The sequence below is a fragment of the Rhizobium leguminosarum genome (assembly GCF_002953715.1).
Taxonomy (GTDB): Bacteria; Pseudomonadota; Alphaproteobacteria; order Rhizobiales; family Rhizobiaceae; genus Rhizobium; species Rhizobium leguminosarum_V.
Genome location: NZ_CP025012.1, coordinates 4,342,054 through 4,357,245, shown reverse-complemented (window position 1 = coordinate 4,357,245; position 15,192 = coordinate 4,342,054). Strand labels below are relative to the sequence as shown.

Below are 15,192 nucleotides of genomic sequence, written 5' to 3'. Positions count from 1 at the left end.
TCAAATCGATTCCGAATTGAGGAATTTGCAGCAGGGATAGAATGGACGGTCAATGATGTCGGATAAGTTGGAACGGGACGTTTTCGGGCAGACGAAAGCGGGCGAGACCGTTTATCGCGTCGTGATCAGGGGCGGTGGACTGACGGCCAAGATCATAACCTGGGGTGCGGTCATCCAGGATCTGCGCCTCGAGGGACATGACGCGCCGCTGCAACTCGGCTTTGACGATTTCGACAGCTACCCCCTCTATTCGTCCTATTTCGGCGCGACACCCGGCCGCTGCGCCAACCGCGTCGGCGGCGGCAAGTTTGCGCTTGACGACAAGGACTATCAGCTCGAACTGAATGAAAACGGCGTGACGCATCTGCATGGCGGCAGCGACAATATCGCCAAACGCAACTGGACGATCGTCGAACATGACATCGAGCGCGTGGTGCTGAAGATCGTCGATCCCGATGGCCGCGCCGGCTATCCCGGCAATTGCACCATCCAGGCGACTTTCCGGGTGCATGGCAACGGTGAACTGTCGGTCACCTACGAATCGACCAGCGACCAGCCGACGCTCGCCAATGTTTGCCAGCACGCCTATTTCAATCTCGACGGTCGCGAAGATGCGCTTGGCCACGATATCATGATTGCCGCCGATCATTATCTGCCGACCGATGAGAAGCAGGTGCCGACCGGCGAAATCCGTTCCGTCGAGGGCACCGAATTCGATTTCCGCGAGATGGCGCCGATGAAGCGTTTCGTCGGCAGCGAACAGGTGTTCTACGACCATAATTTCTGCCTGTCCGGCGAGCGCACCGCCAAACGGAGCGTCGCGCTTGCCCGCAGCCTTTATTCCGGTGTGTCGCTGGAGGTGCGCAGCACCGAGCCAGGCGTACAATTCTATGCCGGCTTCAAGCTTGATACCGGGGCTCCCGGCATCGGCGGGCGCAAATACGGTCCATTCGCCGGCTTCTGCCTGGAGACGCAGGTCTGGCCGGATGCCATCAATCACCAAGGTTTTCCGAATGCGGTTCTGCGCCCCGGCGAAGTGCTGCGCCAGGAGACGGATTATATCTTCACCAAGAACTGAGCGCCCTGCGGACGCACGGTTGTCAAATTTGATCGTTATGAAACCCTCGACGGCCCGCCGGCGAGGGTTTTTTCTTTCGGCACGCGATTCTGTCTTGCCGATTGGTTCTATATAGGTTCTATTGTGTGTCCATGGATAGAACCAGTCTGATAGCGGAACTGAACAGCCGCGGCCTGCGTGACAAGGCATTGACCGGGCCGCTCTACAAGCGGCTGGCGCAGACGCTGACCGGCCTCATTCAGGAAGGGCTGCTGAAGCCCGGCACCGCACTTCCGGGCGAGCGCGACCTTGCCGAAGCTCTGAAGCTCGGCCGTGTGACCGTGCGCACCGCCTATCGCGATCTGATGGCATCCGGCGCACTGGAATCGCGCCACGGAAGCGGTACTTTCGTGTCGAACAGAGTAGAGCGCATGGAACAGTCGCTCTGGCGGCTTTCCTCCTTCTCCGCCGACATGCGTTCACGCGGGCGTCTGCCGGCCGCACGGATATTGTCGCGGGCGGTCAATACGCCATCGCCGGAGGAATCCTTTCTGCTCGGCCTTGGCGGCGACGAGCCGGTGCTGAGACTCGACCGCTTGCGCCTTGCCGACGGCCTGCCGCTGGCGATTGAACGCGCCGTGGTGCCGATCAAGTTCCTCGGGCACGATGCCGGTGGCGAGGGATCGCTCTACGATGCGCTGACGGCCAGCGGCCACAGGCCCGTGCGCGCGCTGCAGCGGCTGACGGCGGTCACGCTCGACCCGTCCTCCGCCGCAATTCTGAACGTCAAATCGGGCGCGCCGGCGCTCCTGATCGAACGTGTCTCGCGCCTGGAAGACCAGCGCGTCGTCGAATACACCCGCTCGCATTATCGCGGCGATGCCTATGATTTCGTAGCCGAATTGAGAATCGGAGATGACCTATGAATGACAACCAGTCACTGATGCTGCAAGAAGCCGGCCAATCGCCAGAGGTGGTGGCCACGCTTCTAGAAAAGGAAAAACCGGTCTTTGCCGAGATTGCCCGGCTGTTTTCGTCCGCCCGCCCGAGCGTGGTGACGACGGCGGCGCGCGGCTCCTCGGACCACGCCGCCACCTTTTTCAAATATCTTTTCGAGATTACCTGCGGCGTTCCGGTCGCCTCGGTCGGTCCGTCGATCGCTTCCGTCTATGGTGCGGCGCTGCATCTGAAGGGCGGCGTCCATTTCACCGTCTCGCAGTCGGGTGCCAGCCCCGATATCGTCGCGTTGCAGGAGGCGGCGAAGAAGGGCGGAGCGACGACGATCGCCGTCGTCAACGTTACCGACAGCCCGCTTGCGAAACAGGCCGATATCGTTCTCGGCCTCAATGCCGGCGCGGAAAAGAGCGTCGCGGCGACAAAATCCTTCATCGCCTCGGTCGCCGCGCTTGCCGGCGTGACGGCTGCGATCGGCGGCGCGTCCGACCTGCAGGCCGCACTCGACAAGCTGCCGGCGGCACTGTCGGCGACCGCCGGGACCGACACGGCAGCAGCCGAGGAGGTGCTGTTCAACGCGACCTCTCTCTATACAGCCGGCCGCGGCCCGGCCTTCGCGATCGCGCTCGAAGCGGCGCTGAAGGCCAAGGAAACCTCCGGCCTACATGCCGAGGCCTTCTCGCTGGCAGAACTGATGCACGGCCCCATGCGCCTGGTGCAGCCGGGCTTCCCGATCGTCGCCTTCGCACCCGACGATGCGGCCTTCGCCAACAATGTCCAGGCGTTGGAGCGCCTGCAGAAGCTCGGCGCCACCACCGTCGGCTTCTCGGCGCAGCCGCTTTCCGGTGTTCATCTGCGCGTGCCGACGACGGGCAACGGCCTCGTCGACCCGCTGGTGTCGCTGCTCGTCTATTACCGGCTGATCGAGTCGGTGACGCGCCGCAAGGGCTTTGATCCCGACAAGCCGGCGAACCTGCTCAAGGTGACGGAGACGGTCTGATGGTCCGCAAGATCTTCGTCGGCGCCCGCATCTTCGACGGCGAGCGTTTCCATGGCGACAAGGCGCTCATCGTTGCCGATGGCCGCGTCGAAGCGATCGGTGCCAGAAACGATCTGCCGGATGGCGAGGTCGTGACACTTGCAGGCGGCGTTCTGTCGGCCGGTTTCATCGATGCGCAGGTCAATGGCGGCGCCGGGCGGATGCTGAACGACGAGCCTTCCGCCGCCTCGATGGATATTATCGCCGGCGGGCACCGGCCCTATGGCACGACGTCGCTGCTGCCGACGCTGATCACCGATACATCAGAAGCATCCATTGCCGCCATCGAGGCCGCCAAGGAGGCTGTCAAGGCGAACCGCGGCGTCGCCGGTCTGCATCTCGAAGGTCCGCATCTGGCGCCTGCGAGGAAGGGAGCGCATCTGGCCGAGCTGATGCGACCGGTGGAGGACCGCGACGTCAAGGCCTTCATCCGGGCGCGCGAGGCGATCGGCACGCTGCTCGTGACCATGGCCGCCGAGCAGGTGACGGTTGCCCAGGTGCGCGAACTTGCAGAAGCCGGCGTCACCATCAGCGTCGGCCATTCCGATTGTTCGAGCGAGGCGGCGGAAGAACGTTTCGATGCCGGCGCGCGGGGCGTCACGCATCTCTTCAACGCCATGAGCCAGCTCGGACACCGTGCGCCCGGTCTCGTCGGTGCGGCGATCGATCATCCCTCGACCTGGTGCGGCATCATCGCCGATGGCCATCATGTCGATCCGAAGGCCCTGCGCACGGCGCTCCGCGCCAAACGCGGCGAAGGCAAGCTGTTTTTCGTCACCGATGCGATGTCGCTCGTCGGGTCGGAGAAGGATTCGTTCACGCTGAACGGGCGCACGGTCCGGCGCGAAAGGGGCGGCTTCTGCTCGAAGCTGGTGCTGTCCGACGGCACGCTGGCCGGTTCCGACGTCGACATGATCTCGACGATCCGTTACGGCGTCACCTATCTCGACCTGACGCTCGCCGAGGCTTTGCGCATGGCGACGCTTTATCCGGCCCGGTTCCTCCGGCTTGCCGATCGCGGCCATCTCTCGCCGGGTACGCGTGCCGATCTCGTGCATCTCACCGATGCGCTTGCCGTCACCGCCACCTGGCTCAGCGGCGAAGTGACCTGAAATCAAGGATAAGCCGGATGACTGATATCACCGATGCCTACTTCTCCAATCTGATCGGCCGGCTGGAAGAACTCAAGCGGACGCTTGCCGAGCCGATGGCGCAGGCAGCAGCCGTCATCCTCGATGCCGCCCACGGCGACAAGCGCGTCTATGTCTTTGGCACCGGCCATTCGCATATGCTGGCGGAAGAGGTGCACTATCGTGCCGGCGGGCTCGCCTTCACCGTGCCGGTGCTCGTCGGCTCGGCCATGCTGCACGAGGGTGCGGTCATCAGTTCGGTCTATGAGCGCACGCAGGGCCTGGTGCGGCCGATGCTGGAGCGTTACGGCATGCAGCCGGGCGATGTCATCATCATCGCCTCCAATTCGGGCGTGAACGCCGCGCCGATCGAGGCCGCCGACTATGCGCGCGAAATCGGCGCAAAGGTGATTGCCATCACTTCGATCGCCTATTCCTCCGCGATCGCCAATGGCCGCCGGCGGCTCGCCGACGTGGCCGATGTGGTGCTCGACAACGGGCTGCCACCGGGTGACGCCGTTGTCGATCTCGAAGGCACGGGGCTTCGGGTTGGGCCAGTCTCGACGGCGGTCGGGGTGACGGTCATCAATGCGATCTTCGCCGAAGTCGCCTCGGAGCTTTCGAAATCCGGCGATGCGCCAATTTATCTCAGCGCCAACATGCCGGGCGCTGCCGAGATCAACCAGAAGCTCGTCAAGAAATACCGGCCGCGCAACCCGCATCTCTAGAGCGTGATGCCGAATAGTGTGGCGCGGATACAAAAAAGGCCGGCGTGAGCCGGCCTCTTGGATAGGCTGAAGCCAGGATCAGTCCTTGGCGCGTTCGACGTAGGAATTGTCTTCCGTCGCGATGACGACGCGGGTGCCGGCATTGATATGCGGCGGCACCAGGGTGCGCACGCCGTTCGACAGCATGGCCGGCTTGTAGGAAGACGATGCCGTCTGGCCCTTGACGACCGGTTCCGTCTCCATGATTTCGAGCGTGACGTGGCGCGGCATCTGGATCGCCAGCGCAATGCCTTCATGCATTGACAGAACGCAGGTCATGCCTTCCTGCAGATAAGCCTTGTCGTCACCCATCGTGTCGACATCGACGACGACCTGATCGTAGTTTCCAGGGTTCATGAAGTGAAAGCCTTCGCCGTCCTCGTAGAGGAACTGATGGTTCACGTCTTCGACGAAGGCGCGCTCGACCTGTTCGGTGGTGCGCCAGCGCTCGGAAACCTTCACGCCGTCGACGATGCGGCGCATGTCGACCTGGGTGACCGGCGTGCCCTTGCCCGGATGAAAGTTCTGGGCGGTGAGAACGACGTAGAGCTTGCCGTCGACATCGAGAACGTTGCCCTTGCGGACCGAAGAGGCGATGACCTTGACCATAAGACTTCCTTGTAACTCGGCTTTCGGCGTCGTAGATGACTGCCGAGACGCTCCGAAGACGCAAATGTTTTTCTTTGGGGCGCAACTAACCTAAAATCCGGGAAATAGCCACCCCCCATACCGGCTTCTCCGGCGAAGAAAGCTTGGAATGAACTCTTCGGCGAAAGCGTCCCCCTGGTGGACCCCGTCCGTGCATGCCGACCGCCGTCCGTTCCTGATCGGGCGCAATGCGATCCAGGCGGCGTTGCGCGGGTTTTTCGCGCGCGAGGATTTCATCGAGGTGGATACGGCGGTACTGCAGGTCTCTCCCGGCAATGAGGCACATCTGCATGCCTTCGCCACGGAAGCGCTGACGACGGACGGGCAAAAGGCGCCATTTTACCTGCACACCTCACCGGAATTCGCCTGCAAGAAGCTGCTTGCGGCGGGCGAGAAACGCATCTCGTGTTTTGCCCATGTCTATCGCAATCGCGAGCGTGGGCCGCTGCACCATCCCGAATTCACCATGCTCGAATGGTATCGGGCCGGCGAAAGCTATGAGAGCCTGATGATGGATTGCGTGCGGATCCTGGCGCTTGCGACTGAGACGGCAAAGACCGGGAAGCTTGCCTATCGCGGCGCCGAGAGCGATCCCTTTGCCGGGCCGGAGCGGATCAGCGTAGCCGAAGCGTTCGAGCGCCATGCCGGCATCGATCTTCTCGCCTCGGTCGCCGCCGACGGTTCGACCGATCGCGACCATCTGGCGGCCGAGCTCAGGCGCGTCGGCATGCGTGTTGCCGATGACGACGGCTGGGCCGATCTCTTCAGCCGGGTGCTGGTCGAAAAGATCGAGCCGCATCTCGGCTTCGGCCGCATCACCATCCTCGACGAATATCCGATCTCGGAGGCGGCACTTGCGCGCCCCTCGGCACGCGACCCCGGGGTTGCCGAGCGTTTCGAGCTCTATGCCTGCGGCGTCGAGCTGGCGAACGGCTTCGGCGAACTGACCAACGCTGCCGAACAGCGGCGACGCTTCGAGATCGAAATGGCCGAGAAGGCCCGGATCTACGGCGAGACCTATCCGATCGACGAGGATTTCCTCGCCGCACTGGCGCTGATGCCTGAGGCAAGCGGCATCGCGCTCGGCTTCGACCGGTTGGTGATGCTGGCAACGGGAGCATCGCGCATCGACCAGGTGCTCTGGGCACCGGTTGCGGAGTATGGAAGATGAATGTCGTCAAACCGATCAAAAGCGTCGATGATCTCGTCAAGGCAGGGCTGATCGCGCCTGCCGATCGCGCAACCCTCGAGGAGGTTGCCGCGCGGTACGCGATTGCGCTGACGCCTGCGATCAGCAAGCTCATCGACCGCACCGATCCCGGTGATCCGATCGCTCGGCAATTCGTGCCTGATGCAGCCGAACTCACGGTTGCCCCAGAAGAACGCGCCGATCCGATCGGCGATCATGCCCACAGCCCCGTCGAAGGCATCGTTCACCGCTATCCCGATCGTGTGTTGCTCAAGGCCGTGCATGTCTGCCCGGTCTATTGCCGCTTCTGCTTCCGGCGCGAAATGGTCGGGCCACAGGGCCTCGGCACGCTCGATGCCGCGGCGATGCAAGCCGCTTTCGATTATATCCGCGGTCACGAGGAGATCTGGGAGGTCATCCTCACCGGCGGCGATCCGCTGGTGCTTTCGCCGCGCCGGCTCCACGAGATCATGGAGGCGCTTGCCGGGATCGCGCATGTGAAGATCGTGCGTTTCCACACGCGCGTTCCGGTCGTCGATCCCGAGAAGATTGATGCGGCGCTGATCGACGCGCTGAGGGCAAGCGGCAAGACGGTCTATGTGGCGCTGCACGCCAATCATCCGCGCGAACTGACGCCGGAAGCGCGGGCGGCCTGCGGCCGCCTCGTCGATGCCGGCATCGCCATGGTCAGCCAGTCGGTGCTGCTCAAGGACGTCAACGACGATCCCGCCGTGCTTGCGGAATTGATGAAGGCTTTCGTCGAGATCCGCGTCAAACCCTATTACCTGCATCATCCGGATCTGGCGCCCGGCACCAGTCATTTCAGAGTGACGATCGAAGAGGGGCAGGAGATCATCGCGGCGCTGCGCGGGCGGATTTCCGGGCTCTGCCAGCCGGCCTACATCCTCGATATCCCAGGCGGTCACGGCAAGGCCGTCGTCAGTGGGAGCGCGATCAGGGCGACAGGCGACGGATGTTATTCCGTCACCGATTATCGCGGTGGCGAGCATTCCTATCCGCCCACCGATTAAGACAAAAGGCGGCGTTTTGCGTGTCATTTCTGTACTCGCCACTCCAGAAACCAGAGTGTGTCGCAGCGTCGAAATTATCTTAAGTCATTGATATAAAATTGTTATTTGCGACAGTGCGGGAAGGATCGCTAAAATCCTAACTGTGAGCCTCAGTCATATTTAACTCAATTAATTAGCGGAATGTTCTGTTTTCCGCACTAAAAGAACGCTCATGACAAGGCGATGAACGCCGGTTCGGGATCATGAGAATCTTGGAGTGATGGGATGAATAAGGCAATCCGCGACCTCATAGCCAAATTCGGCAAGCTTCCTGGGTCGATCGACCAGGTCGCCGACGACGCCGATCTTTATGCGGCAGGTTTGACGTCCTTTGCTTCTGTGCAGTTGATGCTTGGCCTCGAAGAGGCCTTCGACATCGAATTTCCCGACAATCTCCTGAACCGCAAATCCTTCGCGAGCATCTCGGCCATCGCCAGGACCGTCGATCTCATCCGGGACAGCCGGAAGGTCGCGTGATGAATTTCCCCGTCAAGATCATGCAGGACGGTCTTGTCGCAAGGGTGGCCCGCGTCGCCGAAATCGCTGCGAAGCACGCGGATGCCGTCGATGCTGAAGCCCGTTTCCCCCGAGAAGCCGTGGATGCGTTGAAGGCCGAAAGGCTGCTCGGCATCCAGGTGCCGCGCCATCTCGGCGGCGAATCCGCCTCGATCACCGAGATCGCCGAATTGTGCTCGCTGCTCGGCCAGGTTTGCGCCGCAAGCGCCATGGTCTTCGCCATGCATCACATCAAGCTGTCGAGCCTCGTTGAACACGGCGCCGACAGCGAATGGCATCGCGGTTTCATGCGCCGCATCGCCGCCGAGCAGCTGTTGATCGCATCCGCCACCACCGAAGGCGGTATCGGCGGAAACCTGCGCAACAGCATCTGTGCGGTCGAGGTCGATGGCGACATGTGCCGTCTCGAAAAGGATGCGACCGTCATTTCCTATGGCTCGCATGCCGACGCCATTCTCATCACCTCGCGTGCCCACGCGCAGGCGGCTTCCTCCGATCAGGTGCTGACGGCCTTCCTCAAGGACCAGTACACGCTCGAGAAAACGCATGTCTGGAATACGCTCGGCATGCGCGGAACCTGCTCCGACGGCTTCCTGTTCAAGGGTGAAGCGCCGGCCCATCAGATCCTGCCGAAGCCTTTCGCGGAGATCGCGGCGCAATCCATGCTTGCCTCCTCGCACCTCTTGTGGAGCGGCGTCTGGTACGGCATCGCCGTCGATGCCGTTGTGCGCGCCCAGGCTTTCGTGCGCGCCGCCGCCCGCAAGGCGCCGGATTCCCAGCCGCCGGGCGCGCTGCGCCTTGCCGAGGTTTCGAACCTGCTGCAGATGGTGAAATCCAACGTGGTTGCCGGACTCAAGGCCTATGAGGATGCCAAGGCCGATGCCGACAGGCTGTCTTCGATGGGATTTGCGGTGGCGATGAACAACGTCAAAATCGCCTCGTCCGAGACGATCCTGGAGATCGTCAACCATGCCATGCTGATCTGCGGCATCATGGGCTACAAGAACGGCACGCCCTTCAGCCTCGGACGCCATCTGCGCGACGCGCATTCCGCACAGCTCATGATCTCAAATGACCGCATCCTCGGCAACACGTCGAGCATGCTTCTTGTCCATAAGCAGGACACTAGCCTACTGGGGTGACAGTCATGGATATGCAGACCTCGTTTCTGGACCGGCTTTTCGAATCCGGTCTGCTGATCGATACCGGCATCGACGGGCTCTACGGCCGTAGCGGCCAGTTCGAAGACGTGATCGCTGCCTTCGAGCGCCTGATCGACACGTTCGGCGGCGCCGATGGTGCCGAAGCCATGCGCTTTCCGCCCGGCATGAATCGCGCCTTCTTCGAAAAGAGCGGCTATATGAAGAGCTTTCCACAGCTCGCCGGCACGGTGCACAGCTTCTGCGGCAGCGAGCTCGATCATGTCAGCCTGCTGCAATGCATGGAAGTCGGCGAAGACTGGACCAAGGGGCAGGAGGCGACCGACATCGTGCTGACGCCGGCTGCCTGCTATCCGCTCTATCCGACGATTGCCAAACGCGGCAACCTGCCGAAGACGGGCGGCCTCTTCGACCTGCAATCCTATTGCTTCCGCCATGAGCCGTCGAAAGACCCGGCCCGCCAGCAGTTGTTCCGCATGCGTGAATATGTCTGCATGGGCACCGAGCTGCACGTCACCGATTTCCGCCAGCGCTGGATGGATCGCGGCGTCGAGATGATGAAGGCTGTCGGTCTCGACGTGACGATCGACGTCGCCAATGATCCGTTCTTCGGCCGCGCCGGCAAGATGCTCGCCAATAATCAGCGCGACCAGAACCTGAAGTTCGAGCTGCTGATCCCGATCACCTCGGCTGCCAATCCGACCGCCTGCATGAGCTTCAACTACCATCAGGATGCCTTCGGCACGAAATGGGGTCTCAATCTCGAAGACGGCAGTGTCGCACACACCGCCTGCGTCGGCTTCGGACTGGAGCGCATCGCCCTTGCCCTCTTCCATCATCATGGGCTCGATGTGAAGCAATGGCCGGCCAGCGTACGGAAAGCGTTGTGGGGCTGAGCAAATCGATGACATCGCTATTTTCGGGGGTATTTTCGGGAATCGACCCGGAAACCTACCGGGCGCATGCGCTGCATTCCGGCGAGCGCGCCTGGCCGGAAACCAATTGCTATGTCGATCTCTGGATCGAGGTTCTGGCGACATCAGGCGTTGCGCCAGAGGCGATGCTGGGTTTTACCCTGACGCAGGATTTCGAGGGCGACCAGTTTACCTTCTTCAAGGTGCCGCTCGAGGATCTCGAAGCGCTCTACGGCATTCGTGCGACCGAGCTTGCCATCTACGACCGTGTCGAACGCCATGTTGAGGTTCAGATCGCGCGGGGCCGTCTCTGCCTGATCGAAATGGATTCCTTCTACATGCCGGATACCCGTGGCACCGCCTACCGGCAGGAGCACGGCAAGACGACGGTCGCAATCAACCGGCTGGACGTTGCGGCCAAGCGCGTCGATTATTTCCACAATGCCGGTTATTTCCGTCTCGAAGGCGAAGATTTTGACGGTTTGTTCCAGCTGCAACTGACGGAAAACGACCCGCCGTTCCTGCCCTACACGGAATTTGCCCGATTCCCGGAAAAACCGGCTGATGTAGCGCATCTGCGTTCGACCGCGCGGCGGCTGGCCGGCTTTCACTTCATCAGGCGTCCCCGCGAAAACCCGATCCGCGCCTTTGCAAGCGTTTTTCCGCAACAGGTCGAGGCGGTGGCGGAACGGCCGTTCGGCTTCTTCCACAAATACGCTTTCAACACGCTTCGCCAGGTCGGCGCCAATTTCGAGCTGGCAGCCGATCATCTCACCTGGCTCTCCCCGGATGAATTCGCGGCCGCCGCCGAGCATGCCAGGCGCATTTCGGAGGTGGCGAAATCGGTGCAGTTCCAGCTTGCCCGCGCCGTCACCCGCAGGAAGTTCGAGCCGTTGCAGGCAGCACTTGATCCGGCCGCCGATGCATGGGATTCCATGATGGCGTCGCTTGCGGGGCGAATCTGAGGCCGGAGATCTGACCATGCGGGGGCGTTTGGCGAGCATCGGTGCCGAGGAAAGTTTACTTTCCGAAGGCTGGAACCTGATCCTGACGGAGCCGGGCGCTTGCGCCGTGCCGCACGACATCCCGCTCTCCGCACAGCTCATTCCCGCACCCGTTCCCGGCACCGTCGCCGCAGCGCTTGAAAAAGCCGGGCTCTTCGACCGTGAAAATCCCGAGCCGCTGAACACGCGGGATGCCTGGTATCTCTGCCGGCTTTTCGATGCCGAGCCCGGCGACGCGATCCTGCGTTTCGAAGGACTGGCGACGCTCTGCCATGTCTTCCTGAACGGTCAGGAAATCCTGTTTTCCGAGAGCATGTTCACGGCACACGAGATTCCGGTGACGCTTTCGGGCGGCGACGAACTGGCTTTGTGCTTCCGGGCGCTCGGCCCCCGCCTGTCGGAGCCGGGCCCGCGTGCGCGCTGGCGGCCGCAGATGATCACGCCGGCGGGCTTGAAGAATTTCCGCACGACGCTGCTTGGCCATATGCCGGGCTGGTGCCCCGATATCCATGCCGTCGGGCCATGGCGGCCGATTTCGATGGTGCGGCGCAATCCCGTCTCGATCGACAATGTTTCCATCCGCGCCGTATTCGAGGAGAGTGGTGTCGGCCGCCTCAGCGTTTCCCTGCATAGCAATGCCGAGGATCCCTCAATGCTGCTGCGCTGCGCTGGGATGGAGCAGCCCTTCGAGAAGGTCGGCGACAGTCATTACTCGGCTATCCTCAAACTTTCCGACATCGAGTCCTGGTGGCCGCACACGCATGGCGCTCCGCGTCTCTATGAGCTGACGCTGGTTTCCGACGGCGTGGAATATCCGCTCGGCAGGACCGGTTTCCGCCGCATCGACGTCGACCGCGGTGCGGATGGCGATGACTTCGCGCTCCTCGTCAACGGCGAACGGATCTTCTGCCGCGGCGCGGTGTGGACGACGGCCGATATCGCGCGATTGCCGGGCGGGCGGGCGGATTATGAGCCGTTCCTGCGGCTTGCCGCCGGAGCCGGCATGAACATGATCCGCATCGGCGGCACCATGGCCTACGAAACGCCTGATTTCTTCGCGCTCTGCGACGAGCTCGGTCTGCTCGTCTGGCAGGATTTCATGTTCGCCAATTTCGATTATCCGCGCAACGACAAGGCTTTTCTCGGTCACGTACATGCAGAGGTCGAGGAATTCCTGCACGGCGCGCAGGCGTCGCCTTCGCTGGCCGTGCTCTGCGGCGGCAGCGAAATCCACCAGCAGGCGGCAATGCTCGGTCTGCCGGCGGAATTCTGGAGCGGGCCGGTCACCGATGAGATCATTCCGGCGGTCGTCGCGCGCATGCGCCCCGACGTGCCCTATGTCCCGAACTCGCCCTATGGCGGAGCGATGCCCTTTTCGCCGAATGCCGGTATCGCCCATTATTACGGCGTCGGCGCCTATATGCTGCCGATTGCCGATGCGCGCCGCGCCGATGTGCGTTTTGCCTCCGAAAGCCTCGCCTTCGCGCATGTCCCGCAGCAAAGGACGCTGCAACGTCATCTCGACGTGCCCGCCGTCCACAGCCCGCTATGGAAGGCCCGTGTGCCCCGCGACCGCAGCGCATCATGGGATTTCGAGGATGTTCGCGACTTCTACCTGCAGCTTCTCTACGGTTTCGATCCGGCTGAGCTGCGCCGCGAAGATCCGGAACGTTATCTCGATCTCTCCCGCGCCGTTACCGGCGAGGTGATCGAAGAGACTTTTGCCGAATGGCGGCGCAAGGGCTCGGCCTGCAATGGCGCGCTCGTCTGGACGCTGCAGGACCTGCTGCCCGGCCCCGGCTGGGGGGTGATCGATTCCACCGGAGAGCCGAAGCCCGTCTGGTATGCGATGCGCCGTGCATTCCGGCCGGTTCAGGCAGTCTTCACCGACGAGGGAACGAACGGTCTCGACGTGCATGTCGTCAACGAGACGGATGCCGCGCTCGACGTCGAGCTCGAGGTCGTCTGCCTGCGCGGGGGAAAACAGCAGGTCGTCAGCGGCAGCAGGGCCTTCAAGCTGGCGGCAAGGGACACGGAGCGCCTTGCCTGCACCGCGCTGTTCGGCGCCTTCTTCGATACGACCTATGCTTTCCGTTTCGGGCCGCCGGCGCATGATGCAAGTGTGGCGCGCCTGCGCTCGCTGGCGGACGGCGCCATTCTCGCCGAGAGCTTCCACTTCCCCTGCGGACGGGGGAAGGCGCTGCATGATGCAGGGATCGAAGCATCATTCGTCAGAGACGACAGCGACTGGTTCGTCGATCTCAGGACCGACCGGCTGGCGCAATCGGTGCATATCGACGTCGAAGGTTATCGGGCCGACGACGACTGGTTCCATCTTGCCCCCGGCGCGATGCGGCGCGTGAAGCTCCACGCGCTGTCCGGCGCGGAGAGCGATATTCCGCCTGCGGGCGAGATCAGAAGTCTAGGCAGTTCGCATCGCGTCGCAATCGAGGGCTGATGCCCCTGCGAAGGATGATGCCGATCCATTGGGAAAGACCGTGATTTGAGAACGATATACCGCCTTCTGCGCGCCCATGTCCTGCAGCGGCTGATCCCGCGGTCGCGTCTTGCCTTCAACCCACGCAGGCCGGTGGAAGTCGTCGGTTATCTCTCGATGGCGGTCGGTGTCGGCGAGTCGGCAAGGCTCTGCGCCGACGCATTGTCGGAGGCGGGGCGGGTGATTTCGCTCTCCGACGTCAGCACGCATCCTGACGAGAATTCCTTCGCCGGATGGACGCCGTCGCATCTTTCCACCGAACCTGCGGGAAGCCGGATCTGGCATCTCAATCCGCCGATGCTGCCGCGCGCCATCCTGAAGAAGGGCGTTGCGAATTTCACCCGCGCCTTCAACATCGGCTATTTCGCCTGGGAGCTCGAAGTCGTTCCGGCGGAGTGGCGCAATGCGATGCACTACATGAATGCCGTCTTCGTGCCGTCGGAATTCACCAGGCGGGCGATTGCGCCTCTCACCACGGCTCCGGTCATCGTCGTTCCGCACCCCGTCACCGAGAAGCCGGCGACCGAAGGCATGCGCCAGAAATTCGGCATCGACGAAGACGCCTTTCTCGTCAGCTTCATCTTCAGCGCCGGCTCCTCGATCAACCGGAAGAATCCGCAGGCCGTCATCGAGGCCTTCCGGATATTTGCCGCCGAATGCCCCAGCGCCTTCCTGTTGATGAAGGCCAGCGGCGATATCGGCAAGGATGAGGTCCTGCGCGACCTGGTCGCTTCGGTTAAGGGCGACAGCCGGATCAGGATCGTCACCGACAGGCTGTCGAACGCCGAGATCAACGGCCTCATCCGCTGTTCGGACGCCTATCTTTCGCTGCATCGTTCCGAAGGTTTCGGGCTGACGGTTGCCGAGGCGATCATGCAGCATACGCCCGTCGTTTCCACGGACTGGTCGGGAACAGTGGATTTCTGCGATCCCGACAATAGCTGGCTGGTTGCCTCTCCCCTCATTCCGGTGGTCGATACCCATCCGGAATTTGCCGGGCTCAAGGGCGCGGTCTGGGCCGATCCCTCTCCAGAGGCGGCGGCCGGGTACTTGAGGGAAATTTTCCGCGCGCCAGAGCGCGCGCGAGAGAAGGCCGAGAAGGCGCGAGAGTTCCTGCTGCGTTACCTCGCAGAAAACACCTACGAGAAGGCGCTTCAGACGCTGGCGGCGATGCAAGCCAGCTAAGCTGAGGTCGTCACTCCGCTTTATTTTAACATTTTCGCATTAGAGATGGCGGGTATGCGGCT

General features: G+C 62.4%; 14 protein-coding genes. 13 read left to right on the top strand and 1 reads right to left on the bottom strand.

Annotated elements, in window-relative coordinates; genetic code table 11:
- Nucleotides 1–55 precede the first annotated feature (55 nt).
- From CUJ84_RS21635 to CUJ84_RS21615, 5 genes are all read left to right on the top strand, one after another.
- Nucleotides 56–1,078, top strand: coding sequence for an aldose epimerase family protein (locus CUJ84_RS21635; protein WP_105008271.1), 1,023 nt, complete (start codon nt 56–58; stop codon nt 1,076–1,078).
- A gap of 131 nt (nt 1,079–1,209) precedes the next feature.
- Nucleotides 1,210–1,983, top strand: coding sequence for a GntR family transcriptional regulator (locus tag CUJ84_RS21630; RefSeq protein WP_105007692.1), 774 nt, complete (start codon nt 1,210–1,212; stop codon nt 1,981–1,983).
- Nucleotides 1,980–3,011 carry an SIS domain-containing protein gene (locus CUJ84_RS21625; protein WP_105007691.1) on the top strand — a complete coding sequence of 344 codons (1,032 nt, stop codon included), beginning with the start codon at nt 1,980–1,982 and terminating at the stop codon, nt 3,009–3,011. Before CUJ84_RS21630 ends, CUJ84_RS21625 begins: the two co-directional genes overlap by 4 nt.
- The gene (gene nagA, locus CUJ84_RS21620) at nt 3,011–4,162 is read left to right on the top strand and encodes an N-acetylglucosamine-6-phosphate deacetylase (protein WP_105007690.1); all 1,152 of its coding nucleotides are present in this window, start codon (nt 3,011–3,013) and stop codon (nt 4,160–4,162) included. Before CUJ84_RS21625 ends, nagA begins: the two co-directional genes overlap by 1 nt.
- Before the next feature lie 17 nt (nt 4,163–4,179).
- Complete coding sequence (locus CUJ84_RS21615) at nt 4,180–4,908, top strand: SIS domain-containing protein (protein WP_105007689.1); 729 nt, start codon at nt 4,180–4,182, stop codon at nt 4,906–4,908.
- A 78-nt stretch (nt 4,909–4,986) separates the two neighbouring features.
- On the opposite strand, the gene efp is transcribed toward CUJ84_RS21615, so the two are convergent.
- The gene (gene efp / locus CUJ84_RS21610; RefSeq protein ID WP_018244036.1) at nt 4,987–5,556 is read right to left on the bottom strand and encodes an elongation factor P; all 570 of its coding nucleotides are present in this window, start codon (nt 5,554–5,556) and stop codon (nt 4,987–4,989) included.
- Nucleotides 5,557–5,704: 148 nt separating this feature from the next.
- Between efp and epmA the strand changes: the two genes are divergently transcribed.
- The 8 genes from epmA (at nt 5,705) to CUJ84_RS21570 (ending at nt 15,130) form a co-directional block, all read left to right on the top strand.
- Entirely contained in the window at nt 5,705–6,766 is a 1,062-nt protein-coding gene (epmA, locus tag CUJ84_RS21605; RefSeq protein ID WP_105007688.1) for an EF-P lysine aminoacylase EpmA, read from the top strand.
- Nucleotides 6,763–7,815 carry a lysine-2,3-aminomutase-like protein gene (locus CUJ84_RS21600; RefSeq protein WP_105007687.1) on the top strand — a complete coding sequence of 351 codons (1,053 nt, stop codon included), beginning with the start codon at nt 6,763–6,765 and terminating at the stop codon, nt 7,813–7,815. Before epmA ends, CUJ84_RS21600 begins: the two co-directional genes overlap by 4 nt.
- A 264-nt stretch (nt 7,816–8,079) precedes the next feature.
- Nucleotides 8,080–8,331 carry an acyl carrier protein gene (locus CUJ84_RS21595; protein WP_105007686.1) on the top strand — a complete coding sequence of 84 codons (252 nt, stop codon included), beginning with the start codon at nt 8,080–8,082 and terminating at the stop codon, nt 8,329–8,331.
- Complete coding sequence (locus CUJ84_RS21590; protein WP_105007685.1) at nt 8,331–9,512, top strand: acyl-CoA dehydrogenase family protein; 1,182 nt, start codon at nt 8,331–8,333, stop codon at nt 9,510–9,512. The genes CUJ84_RS21595 and CUJ84_RS21590 overlap by 1 nt, the downstream gene beginning before the upstream one ends.
- Before the next feature lie 5 nt (nt 9,513–9,517).
- Nucleotides 9,518–10,426: an amino acid--[acyl-carrier-protein] ligase gene (locus CUJ84_RS21585; RefSeq protein ID WP_025396393.1), complete on the top strand. Its 909-nt coding sequence runs from the start codon at nt 9,518–9,520 to the stop codon at nt 10,424–10,426.
- A complete protein-coding gene (locus tag CUJ84_RS21580; protein WP_199788744.1) occupies nt 10,417–11,409 on the top strand; it encodes a DUF1839 family protein in 993 nt (330 codons plus the stop codon). The genes CUJ84_RS21585 and CUJ84_RS21580 overlap by 10 nt, the downstream gene beginning before the upstream one ends.
- 16 nt (nt 11,410–11,425) lie before the next feature.
- On the top strand, nt 11,426–13,906 hold the full coding sequence (locus CUJ84_RS21575; RefSeq protein ID WP_105007684.1) for a glycoside hydrolase family 2 protein: 2,481 nt from the start codon (nt 11,426–11,428) through the stop codon (nt 13,904–13,906).
- Nucleotides 13,907–13,951: 45 nt separating this feature from the next.
- Nucleotides 13,952–15,130 carry a glycosyltransferase family 4 protein gene (locus CUJ84_RS21570; protein WP_105007683.1) on the top strand — a complete coding sequence of 393 codons (1,179 nt, stop codon included), beginning with the start codon at nt 13,952–13,954 and terminating at the stop codon, nt 15,128–15,130.
- The last annotated feature ends 62 nt before the right edge of the window (nt 15,131–15,192 follow it).

Excerpts from the sequence above, each read along its gene's own strand:
- CUJ84_RS21595 (WP_105007686.1), top strand. The coding sequence starts at position 8,080 with ATGAATAAGGCAATCCGCGACCTCATAGCCAAATTCGGCAAGCTTCCT.
- CUJ84_RS21630 (WP_105007692.1), top strand. The coding sequence starts at position 1,210 with ATGGATAGAACCAGTCTGATAGCGGAACTGAACAGCCGCGGCCTGCGT.
- CUJ84_RS21635 (WP_105008271.1), top strand. The coding sequence starts at position 56 with ATGTCGGATAAGTTGGAACGGGACGTTTTCGGGCAGACGAAAGCGGGC.
- CUJ84_RS21575 (WP_105007684.1), top strand. The coding sequence starts at position 11,426 with ATGCGGGGGCGTTTGGCGAGCATCGGTGCCGAGGAAAGTTTACTTTCC.
- nagA (WP_105007690.1), top strand. The coding sequence starts at position 3,011 with ATGGTCCGCAAGATCTTCGTCGGCGCCCGCATCTTCGACGGCGAGCGT.
- CUJ84_RS21590 (WP_105007685.1), top strand. The coding sequence starts at position 8,331 with ATGAATTTCCCCGTCAAGATCATGCAGGACGGTCTTGTCGCAAGGGTG.
- epmA (WP_105007688.1), top strand. The coding sequence starts at position 5,705 with ATGAACTCTTCGGCGAAAGCGTCCCCCTGGTGGACCCCGTCCGTGCAT.
- CUJ84_RS21625 (WP_105007691.1), top strand. The coding sequence starts at position 1,980 with ATGAATGACAACCAGTCACTGATGCTGCAAGAAGCCGGCCAATCGCCA.
- CUJ84_RS21600 (WP_105007687.1), top strand. The coding sequence starts at position 6,763 with ATGAATGTCGTCAAACCGATCAAAAGCGTCGATGATCTCGTCAAGGCA.
- CUJ84_RS21585 (WP_025396393.1), top strand. The coding sequence starts at position 9,518 with ATGGATATGCAGACCTCGTTTCTGGACCGGCTTTTCGAATCCGGTCTG.
- efp (WP_018244036.1), bottom strand. The coding sequence starts at position 5,556 with ATGGTCAAGGTCATCGCCTCTTCGGTCCGCAAGGGCAACGTTCTCGAT.
- CUJ84_RS21615 (WP_105007689.1), top strand. The coding sequence starts at position 4,180 with ATGACTGATATCACCGATGCCTACTTCTCCAATCTGATCGGCCGGCTG.